General features: G+C 66.1%; 25 protein-coding genes. 13 read left to right on the forward strand and 12 right to left on the reverse strand.

What is annotated here, in order from left to right; all coding sequences use genetic code 11:
- Window positions 1-82 precede the first annotated feature (82 nt).
- From XarbCFBP7408_RS06090 to XarbCFBP7408_RS06105, 4 genes are all read right to left on the reverse strand, one after another.
- Window positions 83-1,039, reverse strand: a complete 957-nt coding sequence (locus XarbCFBP7408_RS06090; RefSeq protein ID WP_104562183.1) for an SAM-dependent methyltransferase — start codon at window positions 1,037-1,039, stop codon at window positions 83-85.
- Between the two features lie 160 nt (window positions 1,040-1,199).
- The gene (locus XarbCFBP7408_RS06095) at window positions 1,200-1,706 is read right to left on the reverse strand and encodes a GNAT family N-acetyltransferase (RefSeq protein ID WP_104562184.1); all 507 of its coding nucleotides are present in this window, start codon (window positions 1,704-1,706) and stop codon (window positions 1,200-1,202) included.
- Between the two features lie 40 nt (window positions 1,707-1,746).
- Window positions 1,747-2,274, reverse strand: coding sequence for a YqiA/YcfP family alpha/beta fold hydrolase (locus tag XarbCFBP7408_RS06100; RefSeq protein WP_104562185.1), 528 nt, complete (start codon window positions 2,272-2,274; stop codon window positions 1,747-1,749).
- Entirely contained in the window at window positions 2,271-2,762 is a 492-nt protein-coding gene (locus XarbCFBP7408_RS06105) for an MOSC domain-containing protein (RefSeq protein WP_104562186.1), read from the reverse strand. Before XarbCFBP7408_RS06105 ends, XarbCFBP7408_RS06100 begins: the two co-directional genes overlap by 4 nt.
- Before the next feature lie 23 nt (window positions 2,763-2,785).
- On the opposite strand from XarbCFBP7408_RS06105, the gene XarbCFBP7408_RS06110 reads away from it, so the two are divergent.
- Window positions 2,786-3,361, forward strand: coding sequence for an N-acetylmuramoyl-L-alanine amidase (locus XarbCFBP7408_RS06110; protein WP_104562187.1), 576 nt, complete (start codon window positions 2,786-2,788; stop codon window positions 3,359-3,361).
- A gap of 53 nt (window positions 3,362-3,414) precedes the next feature.
- Here the strand turns inward: XarbCFBP7408_RS06110 and XarbCFBP7408_RS06115 are convergent, their stop codons facing one another.
- The 4 genes from XarbCFBP7408_RS06115 to XarbCFBP7408_RS06130 all read right to left on the reverse strand — a co-directional run bounded on the left by XarbCFBP7408_RS06115 (window position 3,415) and on the right by XarbCFBP7408_RS06130 (window position 6,940).
- Window positions 3,415-4,368 carry a DUF1684 domain-containing protein gene (locus tag XarbCFBP7408_RS06115; RefSeq protein ID WP_104562188.1) on the reverse strand — a complete coding sequence of 318 codons (954 nt, stop codon included), beginning with the start codon at window positions 4,366-4,368 and terminating at the stop codon, window positions 3,415-3,417.
- An 88-nt stretch (window positions 4,369-4,456) separates the two neighbouring features.
- Window positions 4,457-5,329, reverse strand: a complete 873-nt coding sequence (locus tag XarbCFBP7408_RS06120; protein WP_104562189.1) for a sulfurtransferase — start codon at window positions 5,327-5,329, stop codon at window positions 4,457-4,459.
- The gene (locus XarbCFBP7408_RS06125) at window positions 5,326-6,123 is read right to left on the reverse strand and encodes a CoA pyrophosphatase (protein WP_104562190.1); all 798 of its coding nucleotides are present in this window, start codon (window positions 6,121-6,123) and stop codon (window positions 5,326-5,328) included. The genes XarbCFBP7408_RS06120 and XarbCFBP7408_RS06125 overlap by 4 nt, the downstream gene beginning before the upstream one ends.
- Before the next feature lie 118 nt (window positions 6,124-6,241).
- Window positions 6,242-6,940 (reverse strand): FKBP-type peptidyl-prolyl cis-trans isomerase N-terminal domain-containing protein, encoded by a 699-nt coding sequence (locus XarbCFBP7408_RS06130; protein WP_104562191.1) that lies wholly within the window; start codon window positions 6,938-6,940, stop codon window positions 6,242-6,244.
- A gap of 163 nt (window positions 6,941-7,103) precedes the next feature.
- On the opposite strand from XarbCFBP7408_RS06130, the gene XarbCFBP7408_RS06135 reads away from it, so the two are divergent.
- From XarbCFBP7408_RS06135 to nth, 3 genes are read left to right on the forward strand one after another with little or no spacing between them, the layout of a single operon-like run.
- The gene (locus XarbCFBP7408_RS06135; RefSeq protein ID WP_104562192.1) at window positions 7,104-7,886 is read left to right on the forward strand and encodes an enoyl-CoA hydratase-related protein; all 783 of its coding nucleotides are present in this window, start codon (window positions 7,104-7,106) and stop codon (window positions 7,884-7,886) included.
- A gap of 8 nt (window positions 7,887-7,894) precedes the next feature.
- Window positions 7,895-8,275, forward strand: a complete 381-nt coding sequence (locus XarbCFBP7408_RS06140) for a hypothetical protein (protein WP_104562193.1) — start codon at window positions 7,895-7,897, stop codon at window positions 8,273-8,275.
- Window positions 8,272-8,982, forward strand: coding sequence for an endonuclease III (gene nth, locus XarbCFBP7408_RS06145; protein ID WP_104562194.1), 711 nt, complete (start codon window positions 8,272-8,274; stop codon window positions 8,980-8,982). Before XarbCFBP7408_RS06140 ends, nth begins: the two co-directional genes overlap by 4 nt.
- 232 nt (window positions 8,983-9,214) lie before the next feature.
- On the opposite strand, the gene XarbCFBP7408_RS06155 is transcribed toward nth, so the two are convergent.
- From XarbCFBP7408_RS06155 to XarbCFBP7408_RS06165, 3 genes are all read right to left on the reverse strand, one after another.
- Complete coding sequence (locus tag XarbCFBP7408_RS06155) at window positions 9,215-10,783, reverse strand: SulP family inorganic anion transporter (RefSeq protein ID WP_104562196.1); 1,569 nt, start codon at window positions 10,781-10,783, stop codon at window positions 9,215-9,217.
- Between the two features lie 11 nt (window positions 10,784-10,794).
- Window positions 10,795-11,475 (reverse strand): carbonic anhydrase, encoded by a 681-nt coding sequence (locus XarbCFBP7408_RS06160; RefSeq protein WP_104562197.1) that lies wholly within the window; start codon window positions 11,473-11,475, stop codon window positions 10,795-10,797.
- 116 nt (window positions 11,476-11,591) lie between these two features.
- Window positions 11,592-11,912 (reverse strand): hypothetical protein, encoded by a 321-nt coding sequence (locus XarbCFBP7408_RS06165; protein WP_181106323.1) that lies wholly within the window; start codon window positions 11,910-11,912, stop codon window positions 11,592-11,594.
- Between the two features lie 336 nt (window positions 11,913-12,248).
- Here XarbCFBP7408_RS06165 and XarbCFBP7408_RS06170 point away from each other — a divergent pair, with 336 nt between their 5' ends.
- From XarbCFBP7408_RS06170 to rnt, 9 genes are all read left to right on the forward strand, one after another.
- Complete coding sequence (locus tag XarbCFBP7408_RS06170; protein WP_104562199.1) at window positions 12,249-13,499, forward strand: OprO/OprP family phosphate-selective porin; 1,251 nt, start codon at window positions 12,249-12,251, stop codon at window positions 13,497-13,499.
- 197 nt (window positions 13,500-13,696) lie between these two features.
- Window positions 13,697-14,716, forward strand: a complete 1,020-nt coding sequence (pstS, locus tag XarbCFBP7408_RS06175) for a phosphate ABC transporter substrate-binding protein PstS (protein WP_181106308.1) — start codon at window positions 13,697-13,699, stop codon at window positions 14,714-14,716.
- Window positions 14,717-14,903: 187 nt separating this feature from the next.
- Window positions 14,904-15,995, forward strand: coding sequence for a phosphate ABC transporter substrate-binding protein PstS (gene pstS / locus XarbCFBP7408_RS06180; protein WP_104562201.1), 1,092 nt, complete (start codon window positions 14,904-14,906; stop codon window positions 15,993-15,995).
- 112 nt (window positions 15,996-16,107) lie between these two features.
- The gene (gene pstC, locus XarbCFBP7408_RS06185) at window positions 16,108-17,082 is read left to right on the forward strand and encodes a phosphate ABC transporter permease subunit PstC (protein ID WP_078563471.1); all 975 of its coding nucleotides are present in this window, start codon (window positions 16,108-16,110) and stop codon (window positions 17,080-17,082) included.
- Window positions 17,082-17,945, forward strand: a complete 864-nt coding sequence (pstA, locus tag XarbCFBP7408_RS06190) for a phosphate ABC transporter permease PstA (protein WP_104562202.1) — start codon at window positions 17,082-17,084, stop codon at window positions 17,943-17,945. The genes pstC and pstA overlap by 1 nt, the downstream gene beginning before the upstream one ends.
- Before the next feature lie 22 nt (window positions 17,946-17,967).
- The gene (gene pstB / locus XarbCFBP7408_RS06195; protein WP_104562203.1) at window positions 17,968-18,798 is read left to right on the forward strand and encodes a phosphate ABC transporter ATP-binding protein PstB; all 831 of its coding nucleotides are present in this window, start codon (window positions 17,968-17,970) and stop codon (window positions 18,796-18,798) included.
- A 127-nt stretch (window positions 18,799-18,925) separates the two neighbouring features.
- Window positions 18,926-19,636, forward strand: coding sequence for a phosphate signaling complex protein PhoU (phoU, locus tag XarbCFBP7408_RS06200; RefSeq protein ID WP_104562204.1), 711 nt, complete (start codon window positions 18,926-18,928; stop codon window positions 19,634-19,636).
- Window positions 19,637-19,758: 122 nt separating this feature from the next.
- Entirely contained in the window at window positions 19,759-20,145 is a 387-nt protein-coding gene (locus XarbCFBP7408_RS06205) for an RcnB family protein (RefSeq protein ID WP_104562205.1), read from the forward strand.
- A 137-nt stretch (window positions 20,146-20,282) separates the two neighbouring features.
- Window positions 20,283-20,924: a ribonuclease T gene (gene rnt / locus XarbCFBP7408_RS06210; protein ID WP_104562206.1), complete on the forward strand. Its 642-nt coding sequence runs from the start codon at window positions 20,283-20,285 to the stop codon at window positions 20,922-20,924.
- 195 nt (window positions 20,925-21,119) lie between these two features.
- Here rnt and XarbCFBP7408_RS06215 read toward each other — a convergent pair whose 3' ends face one another.
- On the reverse strand, window positions 21,120-24,152 hold the full coding sequence (locus tag XarbCFBP7408_RS06215) for a ligand-binding sensor domain-containing diguanylate cyclase (protein WP_104562207.1): 3,033 nt from the start codon (window positions 24,150-24,152) through the stop codon (window positions 21,120-21,122).
- Between the last annotated feature and the right edge of the window lie 8 nt (window positions 24,153-24,160).

Genomic DNA, 24,160 nt, shown 5'->3' on the forward strand with positions numbered 1-24,160 from the left:
CGTGGCACGAAACTCGCCCGCCAGGCTGCGTCCCACCGGCACAGCGGCGCATACGACGCGGCCGATGCCTTCGCCCCCCCACTCAGCGGGCCGCAGGTCTCCGGGCAACCACCGTAGGGAAGATGCTGGCGCGATCATCGATGAAGTGGAGATCGGTGAACCCAGCGCTTTCCAGCTGCGCGCGGGTCTGCGCGTGGGTGCGGAACGAGGCCCAGCGCGCCTGGACGATCTCGGCGAACACCAGGTTCTGCAGCGTCAGCGCCTCGGGATCGATGTGTTCCAGCTTCCACGGCGACTCGGCAGACAGCGTCGGCGGCGGTGTTAGGAAACTTGCGACCAGCACGCCGCCTGGCGCCAGCCTTTGAAAAAAAGCGCGATACAGCGCAATCACGCGCTCGCCGTCCGGCTCATAGATGTTCAAGCCATTGCTGGTCAGCACATCCACGCGATCGTCGGCACCAGATGTCCATGCGTCCTGGAGACGAAGCGAAAGCTGCCCCTCCAGCCCGCGCGCGCGTGCGAGGTGCAGCGCCCCTTCCAGCGCCTGCGGGTCCAGATCGATACCGATCAGGCGCACGTCCGGACATTCCCGGTAGTCCAACAGCAACAGCTCGCCCATCCATCCGCAGGGCACCGATGCCAGCGTCATGCCTGGCCGCAGCAGCTCCTGCAGCTGCTGCTGGAAGATGCCGAAGCGTTCGCGGGTCGCAAGCACCGCAGGTGCCTCTTCGAAGATATGCCGTTCCATCGCCGACATCGACTCGTTCGGCGGCGCATCGGCGCGATACGTCACCAGCCGATGGGTCCAGTAGGCATTCAACCCGCGATGCCTGAGCAGAAAGCGCCCGAACTCGGTGTCCCAGAGCGCATCGACCAGACCGAGCAGACGCTGGACCAGCGCATCGGGCCGGTCACCGCTCTGGCGCAGACGCAATGTGAGCGATGCCAGCAACGCGGCATCGTCCTGGTCATCGCTGCCGTGGGAAATCAGCCGGCCCGCCTGCGCGGCCTGGCCCAGGTCTTCGTCATCACGTTGCATCGTCCACCTCGACAGGAGCGCGCCAATCGCAGCGCTCGCCATGCTGCGATCACTCCCGGCGCGACGGTGTCTCTACAGCGATGGAAGATGCGGCCGAGCGAACTGGCACCGCACGCAATGCCTGGCGTGGATCACGCCAGGCGGTCGCCAGCGGCTGGACTCACCCCAGCCCGAAGGCCGGGTGATAGGCGACGTCGGCCAGCGGCAGCAGACGGTCGCCGAACGCCAGCGCCTGCAGCTCGGAGGCCGGGACGCCCGGCAACACCAGCCCCGGCTCCACCGCAAAGCCCAGACGCCGGAAAAACGCCGGCTCGCCCAATGCCAGACAACCGGCAGCGCCACGCTCGCGCAAGCTGCCCAGCGCCGCCTGCACCAGGCGCGTGCCCAGTCCCTGGCGCTGATGCCCCGGCCCGATCGCCAGCGGCCCCAACGCGTACCAGCCGGGCGAATCGTCCGACAGCGACACCGGCGATACCGCCAGGTGCCCGACCACATACCCGTCGTGGTCGGCCACCAGCGACAACGCCAGCGCGCCGTCGTTGCGCAAGGCGGCGATCACCTGCTGCTCGTCGTGGCGGCTATGTGCGTCGCGCATGAACGCGACCACCGTCAGCAGTTCGATCGCCGCGGCATCGCCATCGCCGGCTTCGCGAATCACCACGTTCATCGCAGGCCCCGTCGCCCACGCATCTTCAGACCATTGCGCATCACAGGCTCTGCAACAGTTCGGCGAACGCGCGTGCCGACGCATCCACATGCGATGCCAGCCGGTGTTCGTCGTCGACCAGCAGCAAGCGCGCATGCCGCGCCTGCGCCCAGGCGATCACCTCGCCGGCCGGAATCAATTCATCGCGCCAGGCATGCACGATGGAAATCGGCACGTGCGCCGCATCCAGTGCCGGCAACGGCCCCATCCGGGTCGGCGGCACCATCAGGAACAGCCCGCGCGTGGGCACCTGCAACGACACCTGCGCGGCGATATACGAGCCCAGGCTGGAGCCGACCAGCACCAGCGGGCCCTTGTCGGCCGCCGCCCGCGCGATCTCCAGCAGGCGTTGCAGCCGGCCCTGCACATCGCCGAGCGAACTGACCTCGCGGCGTGCGTCCAGATCGGTGTAGTCCGGGCGCTCGTGGCTCCAGCCAAGCTGCCCGGCGACATCGGCCAGGGCGGTGACCTTCAGCGCGTCGGGGCCGCTTTCGAAGCCGTGCGACAGGATGCAGTGACCGCGGCTCATAGCGCCTGCACCGTATCGCCGATGCGCAGCACGCCGCCACGCAGGATGCGCGCGCACAAGCCGCCATGGCCGCGCATGGCGTTATAGCCGCCCGCGCCCAGCGCATCTTCCATGCGCGAGCACGGATCGCAGGGGTCGGTGCCTTCCAGCTCGACATCGCCGATGCGGAAGCGCCGCCCCTTCAAGGCGATCAGCGGGATGCCGGACACCACCAGGTTGCGGCGCAAGGTGGCCGGCGCAATCGCGGGGTGGCCGGCCAGCGCTGCGATCACCGGCAGATGTTCGGCCTGGATCAGGGTCACGCCGCGCTTGCCGCTGCCGCCCTTGTAGCGGTCGCCGACCAGGCCGATGCCGGTGCTGGCCTGCGCCGCGTCCACCTCGATCATGTCCACGTCGCGCGCCGGGCGCACGCCGATCCAGGTCACCTGGCCGGTCTGCGGCAGGGTTGCCATCAATTTGCCCAAAGGGCTGTCGGGATTCAAAGCCATCGTCGAATGCTAGCATCCGCCCCATGTCCGATGCCGTCCTACCGTCGCCGCCGATCACCTACGCGCCGTTGTCCTACGAAGCGCGGCTGGCGCGACGCGCGCTCACGCAGATCGACATGGTGGTCATCCATTGCACCGAATTGCCCGACATGGCGATGGCGCGCGAATACGGCGAACGCGTGCTCTACGACAGCGGCACCGGCAACAGCGGGCATTACTACATCGACCGCAACGGCAGCATCCAGCAATACGTCGCGCTGGAGCGCGTCGCCCACCACGTGCGCGGCCACAACCCGCATACGCTGGGCATCGAACTGGTCAACAGCGGCCGTTATCCGCACTGGCTGGACTCGCGCCACCAGTGCATGAGCGAAGCCTATCCGCAGGTGCAGATCAACGCGCTGATCACGCTGCTGCAATGGCTGCAGCAGCAGTTGCCGTCGATACGCCGCATTGCCGGCCACCAGGCACTGGACACCACCCAGGAAGCGGCCAGCGACGACCCGTCGCGCAAGATCCAACGCAAGCTCGATCCCGGCCCGTTGTTTCCGTGGCCGCAGATCGAAGCGGCGGTCAGCTGGTCGCATGCACCGCGCTAGCAGCGGTGCCCACGACGCCATCGGCCCCGCATGCGCCTTCGCTGGTGCAGCGCTCAGCGCTCGGCTGCGCGATAGGTCTTCTCGCCTGCATTCACCGCAAGATCCAGGCGGTTTTCCGGCGATGCGATCGGGCAGACCACGTGCGGCGTCAACGCGCAGGGCGGATTTTCGGCCAGATTGAAGTCGAGCACGAGCCGGCCATCATGTGGCGGCGCGGTGTAGAGATAGCGCGCGCCACCATAACTCTCCTTGCCGCTGGTGCGATCGGCGAACAGGAAGAACAGGCCCTGCCCGTCGTCGCTGACGATCGGCTGCAAGCGGTAGTCCTGGCCATTGCGCGAGAACACCGCCTCGCCCGGCACCTCGACGGTGAGCGGTGTACCGATCGACGTCAGCAGCGTGGTCGTGCGCGGCGTGGGATAGGCCTGCCAGCGCGCCTGGATGCGCCAGTGCGGATCGATCGGAAAATACTCCAGCCCGGCAAAATGGCTCAGCGGCGGCGCTGCCGGGTCGCGGAAACGCCAGCCGAACAAGCTGCCGGTCTGCACCAGATAGAACTGCCGCCCTTCCACATCCAGGCGATCGCCACGTTGGCCCGCACGCTCCGGCTCCAGCCGCACGCGATCGACGCGCTGCCCGTTCAAGTGCACCGGTACATTGGCGGCGGCGTCGAAGTGCACGCGGCCGTCGCCATCCAGCGTCAGCTGCCCCAGCTGCGCAGGACCGGCCGGCAACACCAGATCGCTACGCGGATCGCTGCCCACCTGGTAATGGCCTGCACGCACACGCCCGGAACCGGTGTAGCTCAGCCAGCCGTCGGGCGCCCGCAAGCGCTGCAAGCGCTCGGCGCGTGCACGTTCGAGTTCGACCTGATACACCGCATGGCGGTCGCTCTGTCCACGACCGGCAATGCGCGCACCGTTGGCGTCGGCGGTCGACCCCGCCGAACAGGCGGCCATCGATAGCATCGCGACGCACAGCGCGCCGACCTGCAACTGCAACCGCATGAGTCACCCAGCACTGCGAGAAACTGCGCTCCGCGCAGCGAACCTGCGTCCCCACAGGTCACCGTTCCTGCCGCCATTGTGCCTGCAATCAGGGGCCGGTCGCGACCGGACGTGTCGCATCCTGCAACCAACCGCTCCAGGAGCCGGCGTAAACGCGCGCGCCCGGCAGGCCGGCCACTTCCAGCGCCAGCAACAGATGGCAGGCGGTCACGCCCGAGCCGCACATCACGACTGTCTGCTCGGGACGATACGCGCCCAACAGCGCAGACAACTCGCTACGCAGTTCCTCGGCCGGCCTGAAACGCCCGTCGCGCAGGTTCACACCCAACGGACGACTCACCGCACCGGGCACATGCCCGGCCACCGGATCGACCGGCTCCACCGCGCCGCGAAAGCGCTCGGCAGCGCGCGCATCCAGCAACCAGCCCGGCGCCTGATCCAGCCGCGCCAGGATCTGCCCGGCCTCGACCACGGCCTCGCCATCGAAGCTGCCTGGATACGCCGCGCCATCGTGCAGTGCAGGCGGCTCGGTGCTTTCCGGCAACCCCGCCGCGCGCCAGGCGGCCAGCCCGCCGTCGAGCACCGCCACGCGACGATGCCCCAGCAACCGCAGCAGCCACCAGGCCCGCGCCGCGGCCATGCTGCCGTCGGCGGCGTCGTAGATCACCACCTGGCTGTCCGGGTCGATCCCCCACTCGCCCAGCCGCCTGGCGAATGCGGCGCTTTGCGGCAGCGGATGCCGCCCCTGTGCCGGCTGCGACAGATCGGCCAGATCCCCGTCGAGATCGACATAGTGCGCGCCTGGCAGATGCCCCTGCGCATAGGCCTTGCGCGCTGCATCCGGGTCCGGCGCAGTCGGTGGCGCAGCGCGCGCGTCCAGCAATCGCAACTGCGGATGCGGCAATGCCGCGGCCAGCGTGGCGCTGTCGACCAGCGTGGTCCAGTGGGGTTCCGCGCTCATGCAACCTGCTCCAGACGACGACGAAGATTGAGGAGAATGGCCGCAGTGGCGCCCCAGATGCGGTGGCCAGGCCAGCCGTATTCCAGCACGCGGCGTGGCCGGCCGCGAAACTCCAGCTCCACGCTGCGCAGATTGTCCGGGTCCATCAGATAGGCCAACGGCACCTCGAACACCTCGGCCACTTCCTCCGGCTGCGGCACCGCCACGAATGCCGGGTCGATCACCGCCACCACCGGGGTGACGCGAAACCCGCTCACGGTCAGAAACGGATCCAGATATCCCAGCGCATGCACCTGGCCGGCGCCGAGCGCGATTTCCTCGCAGCTCTCGCGCAAGGCCGCAGCGGCCGCATCCGCATCCGACGGCTCGACCCGTCCACCGGGAAAACTGACCTGCCCGGCATGGTGACGCAGGCTGTCGGTGCGCCGGGTCAGCAGCACCGTGGTGCCCCGCGCGCGCGGCACCAGACCGCACAGCACTGCCGCCTCGGCAGACGCGCCGCCTTCGGTCAGGTCGACCAGTTCGGCATGATTCCAGCCCGGCCCGTCGGGCGCGGTGTCCAGCGCATACAACGCGCGCCGCAGCTGCGCACACTCGGGCAACCGCGCCGCCAGCGCGCGCGCAGGCAGAACCGTATGCAGATACTCCTGACGTTCGCCGTCGCTCATGCTCATCCAGCGTGCAATTTCATCCAGGCTGCGCAGGCAGCCGACACAGTGCGCCTGCGCGTCCAGCGAACATACACCGATACATGGGCTGGGCAGGCCACTGCGGTTCGAATCCGTGTCGCTCATCGCTGGCTCCCGCCGCACCGCATCCTCACGCCGTCCGTCCATCCTGTCGCGCAGCCGGTGGACCCAAACGACAACGCCGGCCTGGTGGCCGGCGTTGTCACAGCAACAGCAGACGCAATTACTTGACGCTGACCAGCTTGATCTCGAACTGCACGGCCACGTTCGGCGGGAACGGCGTACGCGGATCGGCACCGTAGGCCTTGTCCGGCGGCAGGGTCACTTCCCACTTCGAGCCGGCCGGCATCTGCAGCAGCGTGTCGCGCATGGCCTGCATTTCGACTTCGCTGACCTTGATGGCCGGGATCTGCTGCGCCGGACGCGCCTTCTCGCGGTCGCCGAACGGGAACGGACCGGCCACTTCCAGCTGCACGGTACTGGCCTGGGTCGGCTTGGCGCCCTTGCCGGCTTCGATCACGCGGTACTGCACGCCGCTCGGCAGCGTCTGCACGCCGGCGGTGCCCTTGTTCTTGGCCAGGAACGCATCGCTCTTGGTCTTGTTCGCCGCAGCGGCCTTGTCGTACTCGGCCTTGGCCTGCTGGGCACGGCCCTGCTCGCGCTTCTGGAACGCTTCGACGGCCGGCTTGAGCTGGTCGGCAGTGATCGCCGGCTGCTTCTTGGCATAGGCGTCCTGCAGACCCTTTACCACCGAGTTGATGTCGAGCTGCTCGCCGCGGCCGGTGAGCTCGGCAAGGTTGTTGCCGTAGTCATAGCCGAAGTAGTAGCTCAACTTGCCCTTCTCGGACGTCGTGTCCTGGGCCAGTGCATTGCCCGTCAGGGCCAGGGCCGCCACAGCGACCGCGATAGAACGCAACTTCATCAAACAATTCTCCAGGGTGGTGGCACAGGACGGGTCTGCCGCCTGAGATGACGCGCTAGGATAGCGGCCGCGATACCGAACCGCCACTTATCACGAAAGCTAGGACCAGCAAGGCTTTCGGAAGTTCCGTATTTACTATTTTTTTACGTTCGCAAGGATTTCCATGTCCAATCACGTCATTCTGATCGCCGACCACGCCAGTGTACGGACGATCACGGTCAATCGACCGGACAAACTGAACGCCTTGAACCAGGAGACGCTGCAGGCGCTGGACCAAGCCTTCGCCGAGGCCGCCAGCGCGGACCACATCCGCGTGGTGATACTGACCGGTGCCGGCCCCAAGGCGTTTGTCGCCGGCGCGGACATCGCCGAAATGCGCGACCTGTCGGCGATGCAGGGCCGCGAGTTCTCGCTGCTCGGCCAGCAGCTGATGCGCCGGATCGAGCGCATGCCCAAGCCGGTGATCGCCATGGTCAATGGCTTTGCGCTGGGCGGCGGACTGGAGCTGGCAATGGCCTGCCATCTGCGCATCGCCGCATCCAGCGCGCGCCTGGGGCAGCCGGAAATCAATCTCGGCCTGATCCCGGGCTTCGGCGGCACGCAACGGCTGTTGCGTCTGACCGGGCGAGCGGCTGCGCTGGAACTGTGCCTGCTCGGCCTGCCGATCGATGCCGCGCGCGCATTTCAATTGGGTCTGGTCAACCGCGTGGTCGAGCCGGAGGCACTGCAGGACGAAACCCTCGCCCTGGCACAGCGCCTGGCCGCTGCCGCACCGCTCGCGCTGCGCGGCGTTCTGGACGCGGTGGTGTTCGGTGGCGAATGCGCCATCGAAGAAGGCCTGCAGCTGGAAACCGCGCAATTTGCGCTGTTATTTGCCACCGACGACATGCGCGAAGGCACCGGCGCGTTTCTCGACAAGCGCCCCGCCCAATTCAATAACCGCTGATCTTCGCCATGACGCTCGACCCCATGCCGGCATCGCGTCCCCTGCCCTTGCAACTATTCGACTGCGTGCAGGCCGATGATCTCGATCGCGCGCTGGCACTCGGCTTGATGGCGTATCTGCCCGATCCGCAGCACGACGCGCTGGACGCCAACTGCCCGCGTGTGTGCGCCACATTGCTGGCTGCACAACGGCGTCTGCGCGATGCATGGGCCGCGCGCGAACGCTATCGCGCGCGCGCCGCGCGCCTGCAACGCCGCGCCGCCGAACGCGACGCACGCAGGGCACCTGCCCCGGCACCCAGCCAACCGGCAACCCCGGCCTTGCCGCCGCTGGCCGCCGCCATCCTGGCGCGTGCCAAGGCAAAAGCCGCCGGCGGAGCGCAGTCTTGAATACGACGCAGGCAACTTCACCGGCGCGTCGTGCCAGCAGCATGCGCAAGCCTGAGATACAGGAGATGTTCGCGCGGCTGCGCGAACTCAATCCGCACCCGACCACCGAGCTGGAATACACCACGCCCTTCGAGCTGCTGATCGCGGTCCTGCTATCGGCACAAGCCACCGATGTCGGCGTCAACAAGGCCACCCGCAAGCTGTATCCGGTGGCCAATACCCCGCGCGACATTCTCGATCTGGGCGAAGAAGGCCTGAAGCGCTACATCGCCACCATCGGCCTGTTCAACGCCAAGGCCAAGAACGTCATCGCCACCTGCCGGATCCTGCTGGAGCAATACGGTGGTCAGGTGCCGCACGATCGCGCCGCGCTGGAAGCGCTACCCGGCGTCGGCCGCAAGACCGCCAACGTCGTGCTCAACACCGCGTTCGGCGAGCCCACCATGGCGGTGGACACGCATATCTTCCGCGTCGCAAACCGCACCGGTCTGGCGCCGGGCAAGGACGTGCGCGCTGTCGAAGACAAATTGGTCAAGGTCATTCCTGCCGAGTTCCTGCACGACGCACACCACTGGCTGATCCTGCACGGCCGCTACGTCTGCAAGGCGCGCAAACCCGATTGCCCAGGCTGCGTGATCCACGACCTATGCCGCTACCGCGACAAGACCCAGCCGGCCCCGGAGCGGCAAACAAAAACCAAGGGGTGATGTGCAACCACGGCATCGGCGCAACGGTGCAGTGGGAAAAGCATGCGCCGTACTCCGCAACCGCACGGCCGCAAGCTTTTTCGATTCCCGATTCCCGATTCCCGATTCCCGATTCCCGATTCCCGATTCCCCGCCCCAAAAAAATCGCGGCCGGATGATGCGTCTTTCGGCGCCATGCATCATCCGGTCGCGATGGGGTCACCCGGCGCGAACGCCGGGCGTCTACAACACCTTACGCAGCTTTCGCTTGCTCGACTTGCGGTTCCACCGGTGCGCGCTCCACCGTCGGCCGCCCTTCGACACGTCGCTCCAGCTCCTTCCAATCCACCAACAGCTCGCAGCCGCGCGATGACGCATTCCGGCTCCAGTCGCGCAATAGCTCGATGCAGGCGTGGTCGACGTGGTGCAGCTTGGCCACATCCAGATGCAGCGCAGTGTTCGGCGGCACGCTCTCCAGCGTACGTGCCATCGCCGGCACCTTCAGGAAGGTGGCCGAGCCCTGCAGGGTCAGGTGCATCTCGTCCTTCTTGTCGGCGTGCTCGCGCACTTCGACCTTCAGGCGCGACGAATGCAATGCCAGCCGGAACAACGACAGGCCGAAGCCGATCAGCACACCGGTCAGCAGGTCGGTGGCCACGATCGCGAACGTGGTGGCCAGGTAGATCGCCGCCGTTCCACGCCCATAAGTCGCCAGTTCCTTGACCTGCCCGATCTTGATCATCTTCACACCGGTGTAAACCAGGATGCCGGCCAGACACGCCACCGGCGTCATCCGCAGCAGCCATGGCAGCAGCATTGCGAACACCAGCAACCAGCTACCGTGCAGGATGGTCGATGCACGCGTCGCCGCGCCGGCCTGCACATTGGCCGCACTGCGCACGATCACGCCGGTCATCGGCAATGCGCCCAGGAAGCCGCACAGCATATTGCCCACACCCTGCGCCGCCAGCTCACGGTCGTACTGCGTGCGTGCACCCTGATGCATCCGGTCCACCGCCGCCGCCGACAGCAAGGTTTCAGCGCTGGCGATGAAGGCGAAGGTCACTGCCGACACCAGCAACGTGTGGTTGAACACGCCAAAGATGTCGGAAATGCTGGGAATGCTGATTGCAGAGAACAGATTGGTCGGGACATCGACCTTGTTGACGTCCAAACCCTGCAACTGCACGGTCGCCGTCACGGCCACCACCGCGATCAACGCACCCGGCAGGAAACGTAGACGCTGCGGGCGCAGCTTGTCCCATGCCAGGATGATGCCGATCGTCGCCAGACCCACCAACAACGCATTGCGGCCGGTGCCTTCGCTGATCGCCTGCCACAACACGGCAGGCAATGCGGCGAAGTTTTCCAGACCACGCGCCTTGGGCGCGGCATCCATCAGCACGTGCGCCTGCGAGGCCACGATCAGGATGCCGATGCCCGACAGCATGCCGGCCACCACGGCCGGCGACGTCATCCGGAACCACACACCTGCGCGGCACAGGCCGGCAACCAGCTGAATCGCACCGGCGACCAGGATCACCGGACCAAGCGCGGCAGCGCCGTGTTCACGCACCAGTTCGAACACCAACACAGCCAGGCCGGCGGCCGGCCCGCTCACCTGCAGCGGAGAGCCCGCCAGAAAGCCAACGACGAGACCACCGATGATGCCGGTGATCAGGCCGGCGGCTGGCGGCATGCCGGAAGCGATCGCAATCCCCATGCACAGCGGAAGCGCGACGAGGAAGACCACAACCGACGCCAATAAATCACGCCCGAACAGTCCCTGACGGAAATATCCGCCGATACCTGATGTGTTCATGGTCGGCTCCCTCAGGCGAGTTCAGCGCGCACGACTTGCTGCAGTCGCGGACGTGGGGTGGCTTCAGGAGTCTTCTCCGCCAACAACGGACGGAAGCCACCCTTCTCGGCATCGAAGGCGCGGATCTCGCCGTGGGCGATATCGTAGATCCAGCCATGGATCCGCAAGGTACCTGCGGCCAGACGCGCGGCCACCACCGGCTGCGTGCGCAGATGATCCAGCTGCGAGACCACGTTCTCTTCGGTCATGCAGCTCAGCGCGTCCTGGCTGTGCGGGTCGTGCCCGTGATGGGCAGTGACATGACGCGCTGCGTCGGTGTGCTTGAGCCACGCTGCCACGGAGGGCACGTCTTCCAGCGACTCCGGCTTGAGCACGGCCTTCATTGCGCCGCAGTCGGTATGACCGCAGATCACGATGTGCCGCACGCCCAGCACGGCGATGGCGTATTCGATCGCCGCCACCACGCCGCTGACATGCTGGGAGTAAGGCGGCACCACATTGCCGATGTTGCGGTAGACGAACAGCTCACCCGGCTGTGCGGAGAAGATCAGCTCCGGCATGACGCGCGAGTCTGCGCAGGTAATGAATAGCGTGTGCGGGCTTTGGCCGCCTGCCAGTTCCTGAAAGCGCGCACTCTGGCGCGGATACACTTCCTTACGGAAATGACGAAAACCTTCTAGCAAACTTTCCATGGGAGATTCCTCTGGGCAACGAATAGCCGTTCGCGGCGCAAGCCGCGAATTGCAAAGACAAAACAAATCAATCGGAAATCCGGCGCGGAACGCGCCGGGTACAGCGACAGCGGGGATCAGCCAATCAGTGCGTTTGGAGGGCGCAGCTGTGGGATCATGTCGCGTTTTTGATTTGCCGGCGCGTGATGCGCGTGCCAAGAGGGGGAATACCGCGCCAGCATCGGCCATGCCTGGGAGAGCAAGGGGATATCGTCTGCAGGCTGTGTGTCGACTTGGCTCTGTGTATCGCCGTCGTCCTGCGGATCTCCTGCTGCATCGCGTTCTTCGCCAGCATCCACCATCATCGCCAAGCCGTCGCCCACGAACGCATCGTGGATGCGCGTATGTGCACTGGCTGCCGACCACGCGGTGAGCGCGAGCAGGCAAACCAGCAGCAATTGGAGGAATCGAGGAAACATGGCCTCGAAACTAACAATTTAGAGCAGCCATGTGCAAGTGGTGCGACGCACAAAGCGCCTGATTGATCATGGATTTACGGCGTAAGTTCAGGTTGTCGCACACTTGAGCTCGCCAATACGCGACGCGGATGCTCTGTCACATCTGTCATAACCCGGTCTTTGTTCAGACTCATGACACACGATGACAAAAACAAAACTCATGTAAATATTTGTCTTCGTTGACAAAAATTAAAAATCACCGCGCTGCGAAGTTGTCACATTAACGCAACTTTCACGCCATAGCCTGCGCTCACTTTCTCAGGTCGCAAGGCACACATGAAACTTTCTCCCACCCTGCTTGGCTCCGCCCTGCTACTGGCGCTGGCCGCACCCGCCGCGCACGCCGAAATCGCCATCGACGTGATCGGCGGTTCGGAGATCTCGCTGGAAGGTCTGGTCCAGGCCGACGGTAACTGGTTCCACAACGATGTGCTGGACCTCAACGGCGCGATCGGCGCCAATGGCGACAATTCAGAATTCAGCATCCGCCGCGCCGAGCTGGTGCTCAAGGGCAAGGGCCCGGGCAATGTCGAATGGGTGGCCGGTTACGACCCCAGCGTGCTGAAGGAAGTCACCATCCGTGGCACCACCATCCGCAGCACCGGGCGTCTCCTCGACAACAACATCAAGTACAAGTTCGGCGGCAACGCCAACAACTACCTGCAGATCGGCCAGTTCAAGCAACCCAACAGCCTGGAAGAACTGTCCAGCACCAAGAACAACGATTTCGTGTCCAAGGCTTCGGTCACCAACACCTACGGTATCTCTCGCCGGCTGGGCGTGGCCTATGGCATGGGCGACAACAACTGGAGCGTGACCGCCAGTGCGTTCGGCCGCGAGCTCACCCGCAACCAGGCCCACGGCAGCGGCTATGGCGCGCGCGGCACCTGGGCGCCGCTCAACGAGAGCGGCAACGTGCTGCATTTCGGCCTGAGCTACCTGGGTTACGACACCGACGACGACACCCTGCGCCTGCGCGCGCGCCCGGACGCCGACCTGACCACGGTGCGCCTGATCGACAGTGGCGCCATCACCAACGTGGACCGCGTGGGCGTGGCCGGAGCCGAGGCGATGTGGATCACCGGCCCGTTCAAGCTGCAGAGCGAGTACTTCCAGGAAAACGCCAAGCGCATCGGCAACAACGCCAACGATTACAAGAGTGACGGCTGGTACGTCAGCGGCGTCTGGAACATCACCGGCGAGACCTGGGGCTACAAGGCCGGCGTGCCGACCACGCCGCTGCCGAACGCGCCGGCCTCCGGTTTGTGGCAGCTGGCGGTGCGCTACGACACCCTGGACCTCAACGACGGCCACCTGGTCTCCAACGGCACCACCCCGTTCGTGGACGGCGTGCTGGGCGGCAAGATGGATGTGTGGACGCTCGGCGCCAACTGGTACTGGCGCTCCAACTTCAAGTTCGCGCTGAACTACGCCAAGGTGGAAAGCACCCGCTACAACAGCGCCACGCGTGGCCTGGTCGACGACAACCCGTCGATCATTGAGGCACGTGCGCAGTTCTATTGGTAAGTGCGCGCTGGATCGGCTGCCGTGCTGCGCTCCCGTGAGCGTGCCACGGCGGCAACCACCCTGATCCGACCCGGCAACGCGCCCCGCCGCAACGCCGTCATCTGCATGTCATCTCCCGGACACCGCGCAGTCATGCCCCTGCCCTGCAATGGCACGACGGCGGGACGTCCTCATCCCTTCGCTACAGGAGCTGTTCCGTGATCCACTCTCTGAAGACCCGTCTGGCCATCGGCGTACTCGCCGCCTCGCTGGCACTGTGCGCCCAGGCCGCCGATGTCACCGGCGCCGGTGCGTCGTTCATCTACCCGGTGATGTCCAAGTGGTCGGCCGACTACAACACCGCCACCAAGAAGCAGGTCAACTATCAGTCGATCGGTTCGGGCGGCGGCATCGCCCAGATCAAGGCGGCCAGCGTGGACTTCGGCTCGTCCGATGCGCCGCTCAAGCCGGAAGAACTGGCCGCGGCCGGCCTGGCGCAATTCCCGTCGGTGATTGGCGGCGTGGTGCCGGTGGTCAATGTGCCGGGAATCGCCGCCGGCGCGCTCAAGCTGGACGGCAAGACCCTGGGCGACATCTTCCTGGGCAAGGTCAGCACCTGGAACGACCCGGCGATCGCCGCGCTCAACCCGGGCACGAAGCTGCCGGAAGGCAAGATCACCGTGGTGCATCGCTCCGACGGTTCGGGCACCAGCTTCAATTTCACCAACTACCTGTCCAAGGTCAACGCGGACTGGAAGGGCAAGGTTGGCGAAGGCACCGCGGTGCAGTGGCCGACCGGCATCGGCGGCAAGGGCAACGAAGGTGTCGCCGCGTACGTGAAGCAGATCAAGGGCGGCATCGGCTACGTCGAGCTGTCGTATGCGCTGCAGAACAAGATGGCCTACACCGCGATGAAGAATGCTGCCGGCAAGTTCGTGCAGCCGTCCGACGAGACCTTCGCCGCCGCCGCCAACAGCGCCGACTGGGGCAGCAGCAAGGACTTCTACCTGGTGATGACCAATGCCGCCGGCGACAACGCCTGGCCGATCACCGCCACCAACTTCATTTTGGTGCAGAAGAAGCCGAAGAACCCGGCCGGCCTCAAGAACACGCTGGAGTTCTTCCGCTGGGTCTACAGCAAGGGCGACGCGCAGGCCAAGCAACTGGACTACGTGCCGCTGCCGGACAGCCTGGTGACCCAGATCGAAGGCTACTGGGCCAAGAACCTGCCCAAGTAATGCCCAGCCACAGCGACAGGAACGACGCCGTCTCTCTCCCCGGCGTCGGCACCGGGACGCGGCCCCACGGGGTCGCGTCTTTTTTTGTGATGCCTGGTCCAGAAGGCACTGTCATGCACGTGTAACAAAAACATCATTTCATAGCGTGGTCTGCCGGACACCCGGCCAATCCAGCCTCGGAGCTTCCATGAAATTGCAGTCGGCCAGCCTGACCGCCCTGTCCCTCACCATCGCCCTGGCCCTGGCCGCGTGCTCGCCCGGCAAGGACGCGCAGTCCGGCGACGCCGCCAAGGGCGCGCCGACCGCAGGCGCCACCGCCAGCGACAGCAAGGGCGCCGAGATCTCCGGCGCCGGTGCGTCCTTCATCTATCCGCTGGTGTCCAAGTGGTCGGCCGACTACAACGCCGCCACCGGCAACAAGGTGAACTACCAGTCGATCGGTTCCGGCGGCGGCATCGCGCAGATCAAGGCCGGCACGGTGGATTTCGGTTCGACCGACAAGCCGCTGGACAGCGCCGAACTGCAGCTGGCCGGCCTGGGCCAGTTCCCGTCGGCGATCGGTGGCGTGGTGCCGGTGGTCAATCTGGAAGGCATCGCACCGGGCAAGCTGCGCCTGACCGGCGCGCTGCTGGGCGACATCTTCCTGGGCAAGGTCACGATGTGGAACGACGCGGCGATCGTCGCGGCCAATCCCGGCGTAACGCTGCCGGCGACCAAGATCAACCTGGTGCATCGCTCCGATGGCTCGGGCACCACCTTCAACTTCTCCAACTACCTGTCCAAGGTCAGCCCGGAGTGGAAGAGCAAGGTCGGCGAAGGCACCTCGGTGCAGTGGCCCGGTGGCGTCGGCGGCAAGGGCAATGAAGGCGTGGCCTCGTACGTGCAGCAGATCAAGGGTTCGATCGGCTATGTCGAACTGGCCTACGCACTGCAGAACAAGATGCCCTACGCCTCGCTGCAGAACGCGGCTGGCCAGTGGGTGGAGCCGAATGCGGAAAGCTTCGCCGCTGCCGCCGCCAGCGCCGACTGGGCCAACGCCAAGGATTTCAATCTGGTGATCACCAACGCACCGGGCGAGAAGGCATGGCCGATCACCGCCACCAACTTCATGCTGATGCACAAACAGCCCAAGGATGCGGCACGCAGCAAGGCGACGCTGGACTTCTTCAAGTGGGCATTGGACAACGGCCAAGCCCAGGCCAGCGAACTGCATTACGTGCCGCTGCCGCCGGAACTGGTCAAGCAGATCGAAGCCTATTGGGGCAGCGAGTTCAAGTGATGCCCTGCACCCGCCGTCATGGCGGGTTGCGCTGCGGTGAGGTGCCTGCGGGCGCCTCGCCGTTCCTGCTGTCTCACGCTCCCGCCGTCGCGCGGGTGACGAGTCCAATCGAATGAATGCCACCGCCATTCCCGAAGCGATGACCGCCCCGCGCGGCCGCGACCTGCGCGATGCACGCGCCGATCGCCTGTTCAAGCTTGCGCTGGCCGCCACGGTCGTCTTCGTCCTGCTGGCGCTCGGCAGCGCCGCGCTATCGATGCTGTGGGGCGGACGCCATGCCCTGCAGATGCAGGGCATGAGCTTTTTCTATTCCGCCGACTGGAATCCGGTGGAAAACAAATACGGCGCGCTGGCGCCGATCTACGGCACCCTGGTCACCGCAGTGATTGCGATGCTGATTGCGGTGCCGGTGAGTTTCGGTATCGCGTTCTTCCTGACCGAAGTGGCGCCGCGCTGGTTGCGCGGCCCGGTCGGCACCGCGATCGAACTGCTAGCCGGCATCCCGTCGATCATCTACGGCATGTGGGGCCTGTTCGTGCTGGTGCCGGTGATGACCGAGCACGTGACGCCCTGGCTCAACGATCACCTCGGCACGCTGCCGCTGATCGGCCCATTGTTCCAGGGCCCGCCGTTGGGCATCGGGTTGCTGACCGCCGGCTTCGTGCTGGCGATCATGGTGATCCCCTTCATCTCGTCGGTGATGCGCGAGGTGTTCCTGACCGTGCCGACGCGCCTGAAGGAATCGGCGTATGCGCTGGGGTCGACCAAGTGGGAAGTCAGCTGGGACATCGTGCTGCCCTATACCCGCTCGGCGGTGATCGGTGGCGTGTTCCTGGGCCTGGGCCGTGCGCTGGGCGAGACCATGGCGGTGGCGTTCGTGGTCGGTAATACGGTGCGGCTGTCGCCGTCGCTGCTGGAGCCCGGCACCACCATCGCCGCACTGATCGCCAATGACTTCGGCGAGGCCACCGAAACCTATCGCTCGGCATTGCTGCTGCTGGGCTTCGTGCTGTTCATCGTGACCTTCATCGTGCTGGCGATTGCGCGCTTCATGCTGATGCAGCTGTCGCGTCGGGAGGGCAACTGATGTCCTCGGTCTCGCAATCGCCGTACAACCGCCGCCGCGTGACCAACGCGATCGCCCTGTTGCTGTCCTGCGTCACCGCGATGTTCGGCCTGTTCTTCCTGGCCTGGATCCTGTGGACCCTGTTGTCCAAGGGCGTGCCGGGCATCGACGTCAACCTGTTTATCAAGATGACACCGCCGCCGATGCAGGAAGGCGGGCTACTCAATGCCTTCTTCGGCAGTGCGGTGATGTGCGGTCTGGCGCTGGCCATCGGCACGCCGCTGGGCATTGCCGCCGGCACCTGGCTGGCCGAATACGGCAATGCACGCAAGGCCGGCGTGGTGGTGCGCTTCGTCAACGACATCCTGTTGTCGGCGCCATCGATCGTGCTGGGATTGTTCGTCTACACGCTGTACGTGATGCAGACCGGCGGGCGCTTCTCGGCGTTTGCCGGCGCGCTGTCGCTGGCCTTCATCGTGCTGCCGGTCGTGGTACGCACCACCGACGAAATGCTGCGCCTGGTGCCGGCGCAAATGCGCGAAGCGGCGTTGTCGCTGGGCATCCCGCAATGGAAGGTCACCGTGCAGGTGCTGTATCGCGCCGCATCGGCCGGCATCCTCACCGGCATCCTGCTGGCCCTGGCCCGTATCAGCGGCGAGACCGCGCCGTTGCTGTTCACCGCCTTCGGCAATCAGTACTGGAACAGCAATGTGTTCCAGCCGATGGCCAGCGTGCCGGTGATCATGAATCAGTTCGCCGGCAGCCCCTACGAGACCTGGCAGACCCTGGCCTGGTCCGGCGCGCTGGTGCTGACCGTGTTCGTGCTGCTGGTGAGCCTGGGCGCGCGCGCCCTGCTATTGCGCAACAAGATTTCCAATGACTGACCTCTCCCTCCGGACACCCGACATGAACGATCTCCAAAACGCCATGCCGATGCATCGCATCGCCGTTCCGGCCGCCAAGGGAGCTCCGGCCGCGCAGACGCCGGTGAAAGTGGCCGCACGCAATCTGGATTTCTATTACGACAAGTACCACGCGCTCAAGGGCATCAACATCGAGATCCCGGAAAAGCGCGTCACCGCGCTGATCGGGCCATCGGGTTGCGGCAAGTCCACCCTGCTGCGCATCTTCAACCGCATCTATGCGATGTATCCGAAGATGGAAGCGCGCGGCGAGGTGCTGCTGGACAACGAAAACATCCTGTCGCCGAAGTACCCGATGAACCGGCTGCGCAGCAAGGTCGGCATGGTGTTCCAGAAGCCGGTGCCGTTTCCGATGACGATCTTCGAAAACGTCGCCTACGGCATCCGCCACCACGAAAAACTCTCCAAGGCCGACATGCAGAACCGGGTCGAGCAGGCGCTGCGCCAGGGCGCGCTGTGGGACGAGGTCAAGGACAAGCTGGGGCAAAGCGCGCTGGGCCTGTCCGGCGGCCAGCAGCAGCGGTTGTGCATCGCACGCGCAGTGGCGCTGCGCCCGGACGTGTTGCTGCTGGACGAACCGACCTCGGCGCTGGACCCGATTTCCACCAGCCGGATCGAGCAGCTGGTGGAAGAGCTCAAGCGCGAATACACCATCGTGATCGTGACCCACAACATGCAGCAGGCCGCGCGCGTGTCCGACTACACCGCCTTCATGTACCTGGGCGACCTGATCGAGCATGACCGCACCGAAACGATTTTCTCCCAGCCGTCCAAGCAACAGACCGAGGACTACATCACCGGTCGTTTCGGTTGATGTAAGCCGCGTCATCGCAACGCCGTCTCCAGCATCTCCGTCGCGCCGCCCGGCACGACATTTGCATGATGTGCCATGTCGCCGAGGTCACGGCGGACATCCACCACCGCCACAAATCGAGATCACGATGAACCAGCACCTCAACGACCATATCGTCAAAAGCTACGACGAGGAGCAGCACCGTCTTGTCGCCGAGATCGTGCGCATGGGCGACACGGCGGTGGCGCAGCTGGAAGCCGCACTGGATGTGGTGGAGCGTCGCGACGACAACGCCGCGCATCGTATCGTGGTCAACGACGAAGCGATCGATGCGCTGGAGCATGCGATCAGCCACGACGTGATGCGGCTGGCGCTGCGTGGGCCGATGGCGCGCGACCTGCGCGAGATCCTGGCCGGCCTGCGCATTCCGGCCGATATCGAACGCATCGGCGATTACGCGGCCAATGTCGCCAAGCGCTCGATCGCGCTCAATTCCGCACCGCCGCTACCGCAGACGGTGGGCCTGCGTGCACTCGGCAAGATGGCCGCCGATGCGGTGCGCGAAGCGGTGCAGGCGTACCGCAACAAGGATGCCGATGCGGCCATCCGCGTGCGCGACGAAGATGCACGCCTGGATGCGCAGTACACCGCGCTGTTTCGCGAGTTGCTGACCTACATGATGGAAGACCCGCGCAACATCACGCCCTGCACGCACCTGCTGTTCATGGCCAAGAACCTGGAGCGCATCGGCGACCACGCCACCAACATCGCCGAGAACGTGTGGTTTCTGGTGCACGGCGAGCAGCCGCTGCCGCCGCGCCTGAAGCGCGACGACACCAGCACCACCGGCGTCATCTGATCGCAACAGGTGCCGGCAGCACCTGCCGGCACAGGCCGCAACGCCTTATTTCATTACGTATTCAGCTACAAATACCTACGGTGGGCTCGCACAGGCTGTTCCTGTGACGCAGGAGTAGGCAGATGAAACGCATCATCGGATCCCTCATGGTTGTATCGCTGCTGACGTCCGGCGCAGCGTTCGCGGCGCCGCAACAGCATGACGACCGCGACCGCATCGCGCAGCACCACGACGCGCATGGTCCGGACCGCCGCGACGATCACCGCGACGACAGGCGCGACGACCGCCGCAGCGCGCACCACGACGACCACCGCAACGATCGTCGCGGCCCGCCGTATCGCCGCGGCGAGCGCCTGGCACCGGACCATCGTGGAATACGTGTGACCGACTACCGCAAGCATCACTTGAACACGCCGCAACGCGGGCACGAGTGGCGCCGCGTGGACAATAACTACGTGCTCATTGCGGTGGCCACCGGGCTGATCGCGAGCGTGGTCGCCGCCCGCTGACGCCAGCGCTGCAGCACCGTTCCTGGGCCCGATCCGTGGCAACACGGGTCGGGCTTTTGTTTGCCGGATCGCCGCTCAGTACACGCGGGCAGGCCGCCAGCCGCCACGATCGGGCCGGCCGTGCGACCTGCTAGGCTATGCCGATGAACGAACCGGTCGACCTGCAGCCTGCCCCCTCCTTCCTGCCCATGTCGCGACGCTTCCGCGGCTATCTGCCCGTGGTGGTGGATGTGGAAACGGGAGGATTCGACTGGAACAGGCACGCCCTGCTGGAAATCGCCTGCGTGCCGATCGAAATGGATGCCGACGGGCGGTTCTTCCCGGGCGACACCGCCAGCGCCCATCTGGTGCCGGCGCCGGGGCTGGAGATCGACCCGAAGTCGCTGGAGATCACCGGCATCGTGCTCGACCATCCGTTCCGCTTCGCCAAGCAGGAAAAGGACGCGCTGGACCATGTGTTCGCACCGGTGCGCGCGGCAGTCAAGAAGTACGGTTGCCAGCGCGCGATCCTGGTCGGCCACAACGCGCATTTCGATCTGAACTTCCTCAACGCCGCAGTTGCGCGCGTCGGCCACAAACGCAACCCGTTCCATCCGTTCAGCGTGTTCGACACCGTCACCCTGGCCGGCGTGGCGTACGGGCAGACCGTGCTGGCGCGCGCGGCACAAGCCGCAGGCCTGGACTGGAACGCCGCCGATGCGCATAGCGCGGTCTACGACACCGAGCAGACCGCGCGGCTGTTCTGCACGATAGCCAATGCCTGGCCGGGACCTGTTTGAGCGGGGATTGGGGATTGGGGAATCGTTAAAGCAGCGGGGCTCCCTGCTTGAGACATCAGCAGTTGGCGGCGCCACTGCGTGTGCCCTTACCCTCATCCGCCCTTCGGGCACCTTCTCCCGCAGGAGAAGGAAAGCGCCAAGCACCTTGGCTCTGCGATTCCCGATTCCCAAATCCCGATTCCCCAATCCCAGCACCTAACCCACACAGATGCGATCGCGCCCCGCACTCTTGGCCTGGTACAGCGCCTGGTCGGCGCGCTGCATCAGCGATGAGCCGGTATCGTCGTCGCGCAACTGGGCCACGCCGGCACTGAAGGTCACCTGCAGGCCTTCCACGCCGCCCCAGTCGCTGCGCGCGTGGAATCGCTCGCGGATGCGCTGGCATAGCGCCTGCGCATCCTCCAGCGGGGTGTCGGCCAGCAGCAGGGCGAACTCTTCGCCGCCCAGGCGTGCCGGCAGGTCCGACGCGCGTGCGGCGGCGGTCAGCAGCACGCCGACTTCGTGCAGCACCGCATCGCCACTGGCGTGCGAATAGTGGTCGTTGATGCGCTTGAAGTGATCGATATCCAGAATCGCCAGCACCAGCGGCCGCCCGCTGCGGCGGGCGCGGCTGATGTCGCGCGCCAGCGCCTCGTCGAAATGCCGGCGGTTGGGCAGCCCGGTCAGGGCGTCCTCGTGCGCCTGGCGCTCGAACACATCCGACTTGATGCGCAGCCGCGTCAGCAGCTCGCTCTTTTCCTGGTTGGCCTGCAGCAAGCGCTGTGCCTGCAGTTGCAGATCTTCGGTGCGCTTGCGCACCAGTTCGGCCAGGCGTGTGTTATGGGTCTTGTAGCGGCGCAACAGGAATCGATACACCAGCGCAAGCAGGAACATCGCGCCCAGCACCGCGGCCAGGCGCACGTCCTGGCGCTGCCACCACAGCGGCAGCACCTCGAACGCCCACACCGCCTCGTGCGGACTCCAGGCACCGCCCGGGTGACGGGCCGCCACATGCAGACGGTAGCGCCCTGGCGGCAGGCCGATGAATTCCACGCTGCGTTGCCGGCCACGCTCGGTCCAGTCGGTGTCCAGGCCTTCCAGGCGCGTGCGGTATTCGATCCGCTCCGGCGGCAGAAAGCTCATGCCGACGTAGGACACGTTCAGGCGGTGCCCGCCCGGCAGGCGTGCCTGCTGCCGCCATGTCAGCGGACGTGCGTCCTGCTGCACGCTCTCGATCACCGCAGGCGGCGCGCGCCGCTCGCGAAAGCGCTGCAGGCGCGCCGGATCAACCGTACTCACGCCGCCGGCGGTGACCACCCAGATCGAGCCGTCGGCACGCGCGATCATGCTCGGCCCGGAGCTGCCGTTGGCCTGCGCGTTGCCCATGCCGTCGATCTCGCCATAGCGTTCGATGAGCAGCCGGCCGCGTCCATCGGCAACCGCGTCGAGCAGGGCGAGTTGTGTGCGCAGCACGCCGCGATTGCTGCTGATCCAGGCGTTGCCGAACCGGTCGCCGACCAGCTGGAACACCGTATCGACCGGCATGCCCTGCTCCAGGCCCACGCGTGCGAGCCTGCCGTTACGCACCCGGTACAGGCCGCGGTCGGTCGAGATCCAGACCGCGTCACCGATGCGCTGAAAACCGAACACGCTCCGCGCGCCGCCCAGGGCTTCCAGATTCAATTGCTGCAGTTTTCCGTCGCGCAGTACCGCCGCGCCGTCGACCGAGCCGATCCACAGCGCGCCATCGAGGCTGGCCAGCGCGGTCACCACGCCATCGGGCAGGCCGTCGACGGCCAGGGGCGCCCGCTTGCCGTTCACCAGCTTCACCACGCCGCGCTGCGTGGCCAGCCATACCACGCCTGAGTCGTCGATCACGATGGCGCGGATATGCCCGCTGGGAATGCCCTCGGCGTCACCGTAATGCCGCAGCAGGCGTCCGTCGCGCAGCACGAAGACGCCATCGGCATACGTGCCCACCCATAGATCGCCGTGCCGATCCAGCGCCAGGCTGAGCACCGAGAGCGTGCGCCCGGAGGGCGTGGCCACCGCCACCGGCACGATGCGCCCGTCCGGCAGCATCCGATCCAGGCCGGCGGTGCTGGCGATCCACAGGCTGCCGTCGCGGTCTTCCAGCACCGCGCGGGCATAGTCGCCGCTCAGGCCATCGCGTTGGCTGTAACTGCTGAACAAAGTCTCGCGCAGCCGAAACAGCCCGCCGTTGGCGCCGACCCAGATGCTGCCTTCGGCATCCTCGCGCAGGCTGACGATGCGCCCGGTCGGCAGGCTGCGACCGGCCGGCAACTGCTCCACGCCATGACTGCCGATGCGCAGCAGCCCCTGATTTTCGCTGCCCAGCCACAGGTCGCCATGACGGTCCTGCAGCATCGCGGTGAAATGGCCCTGCCCCGGCACCCGCCGCACCAGCTCCGCAGTCTCGCCCCGCAGCCGATACAGCTGCTCGCCGGCGACGACCCACAGCGTGCCGTCAGCGGCGCGGTATGGCCACGCCAGCCCCGGCGGCAGGCCGAACGCGGCCGGGGCGCGATGCATGCGCCCGTCCGCTTCGCGATAGATCAGGCCGTCCAGCGTGCCGATCAGCAGCCGACCCCGGTCGTCGAACGCCATGCGCGGAAAGCTGCTCTGCAGCGGCACGCCATCGCGCGGCGGAAAATACTCGAAGCGCCCATCCGGCCACAGGCAGCCCAGCCCGTGGCCCTCGAACAGCAACCACATGCGGCCGTGCGCATCCATGGTCATTGCATGGATCAGCGCCTGCGGCCACTGTCCCTGCCGCTGCCAGTGCCGCCACTGCCCGTCGCTGCCGTGCCGCACCAGATTGCCGCGCGCATCGCTGAGCCACAGCGCCCCGTCGTGGTCGACGTACAAGGCGCCGACGCCGTTGTCGGGCAGGCCGGGACGCGTGCTGCGGTCGACGATGCCGAATTCCAGGCCGTTGTAACGCACCAGGCCTTCCCAGGTGGCGAACCACAGGTAGCCATCGCGGGTCTGGGCGATATCGCGCAAGGAGTTGTGCGGCAGGCCGTTACGCGAGCTCCAGCTGTCGATCGCGTAGTCGCGTAATGGCGCCGTGCCGGCCGGTGCAGCCAGTGCCACGAGCGGGCACAGCGCCAGCAACATGCAGACCACGGCACCGAGCCAGCGCTGCGGCCGCCTGTTTCCCCGTGCCGACGCCTTGGCATCGCATCCGTTCTCGCCCGTCGACCAGGCCCCCGCCCCATCTCTCATCAGACATA

It is taken from the genome of Xanthomonas arboricola pv. guizotiae (genome assembly GCF_002940205.1).
GTDB classification, from domain to species: domain Bacteria; phylum Pseudomonadota; class Gammaproteobacteria; order Xanthomonadales; family Xanthomonadaceae; genus Xanthomonas; species Xanthomonas arboricola_C.

Excerpts from the sequence above, each read along its gene's own strand:
- XarbCFBP7408_RS06115 (WP_104562188.1), bottom strand. The coding sequence starts at position 4,368 with ATGCGGTTGCAGTTGCAGGTCGGCGCGCTGTGCGTCGCGATGCTATCG.
- pstB (WP_104562203.1), top strand. The coding sequence starts at position 17,968 with ATGAACGATCTCCAAAACGCCATGCCGATGCATCGCATCGCCGTTCCG.
- XarbCFBP7408_RS06170 (WP_104562199.1), top strand. The coding sequence starts at position 12,249 with ATGAAACTTTCTCCCACCCTGCTTGGCTCCGCCCTGCTACTGGCGCTG.
- XarbCFBP7408_RS06105 (WP_104562186.1), bottom strand. The coding sequence starts at position 2,762 with ATGGCTTTGAATCCCGACAGCCCTTTGGGCAAATTGATGGCAACCCTG.
- XarbCFBP7408_RS06090 (WP_104562183.1), bottom strand. The coding sequence starts at position 1,039 with ATGCAACGTGATGACGAAGACCTGGGCCAGGCCGCGCAGGCGGGCCGG.
- pstS (WP_104562201.1), top strand. The coding sequence starts at position 14,904 with ATGAAATTGCAGTCGGCCAGCCTGACCGCCCTGTCCCTCACCATCGCC.
- XarbCFBP7408_RS06215 (WP_104562207.1), bottom strand. The coding sequence starts at position 24,152 with ATGAGAGATGGGGCGGGGGCCTGGTCGACGGGCGAGAACGGATGCGAT.
- XarbCFBP7408_RS06205 (WP_104562205.1), top strand. The coding sequence starts at position 19,759 with ATGAAACGCATCATCGGATCCCTCATGGTTGTATCGCTGCTGACGTCC.
- XarbCFBP7408_RS06130 (WP_104562191.1), bottom strand. The coding sequence starts at position 6,940 with ATGAAGTTGCGTTCTATCGCGGTCGCTGTGGCGGCCCTGGCCCTGACG.
- XarbCFBP7408_RS06125 (WP_104562190.1), bottom strand. The coding sequence starts at position 6,123 with ATGAGCGACACGGATTCGAACCGCAGTGGCCTGCCCAGCCCATGTATC.
- rnt (WP_104562206.1), top strand. The coding sequence starts at position 20,283 with ATGCCGATGAACGAACCGGTCGACCTGCAGCCTGCCCCCTCCTTCCTG.
- XarbCFBP7408_RS06140 (WP_104562193.1), top strand. The coding sequence starts at position 7,895 with ATGACGCTCGACCCCATGCCGGCATCGCGTCCCCTGCCCTTGCAACTA.
- XarbCFBP7408_RS06120 (WP_104562189.1), bottom strand. The coding sequence starts at position 5,329 with ATGAGCGCGGAACCCCACTGGACCACGCTGGTCGACAGCGCCACGCTG.
- XarbCFBP7408_RS06110 (WP_104562187.1), top strand. The coding sequence starts at position 2,786 with ATGTCCGATGCCGTCCTACCGTCGCCGCCGATCACCTACGCGCCGTTG.
- pstC (WP_078563471.1), top strand. The coding sequence starts at position 16,108 with ATGAATGCCACCGCCATTCCCGAAGCGATGACCGCCCCGCGCGGCCGC.
- XarbCFBP7408_RS06095 (WP_104562184.1), bottom strand. The coding sequence starts at position 1,706 with ATGAACGTGGTGATTCGCGAAGCCGGCGATGGCGATGCCGCGGCGATC.
- XarbCFBP7408_RS06160 (WP_104562197.1), bottom strand. The coding sequence starts at position 11,475 with ATGGAAAGTTTGCTAGAAGGTTTTCGTCATTTCCGTAAGGAAGTGTAT.
- XarbCFBP7408_RS06155 (WP_104562196.1), bottom strand. The coding sequence starts at position 10,783 with ATGAACACATCAGGTATCGGCGGATATTTCCGTCAGGGACTGTTCGGG.
- XarbCFBP7408_RS06100 (WP_104562185.1), bottom strand. The coding sequence starts at position 2,274 with ATGAGCCGCGGTCACTGCATCCTGTCGCACGGCTTCGAAAGCGGCCCC.
- XarbCFBP7408_RS06135 (WP_104562192.1), top strand. The coding sequence starts at position 7,104 with ATGTCCAATCACGTCATTCTGATCGCCGACCACGCCAGTGTACGGACG.
- phoU (WP_104562204.1), top strand. The coding sequence starts at position 18,926 with ATGAACCAGCACCTCAACGACCATATCGTCAAAAGCTACGACGAGGAG.
- pstA (WP_104562202.1), top strand. The coding sequence starts at position 17,082 with ATGTCCTCGGTCTCGCAATCGCCGTACAACCGCCGCCGCGTGACCAAC.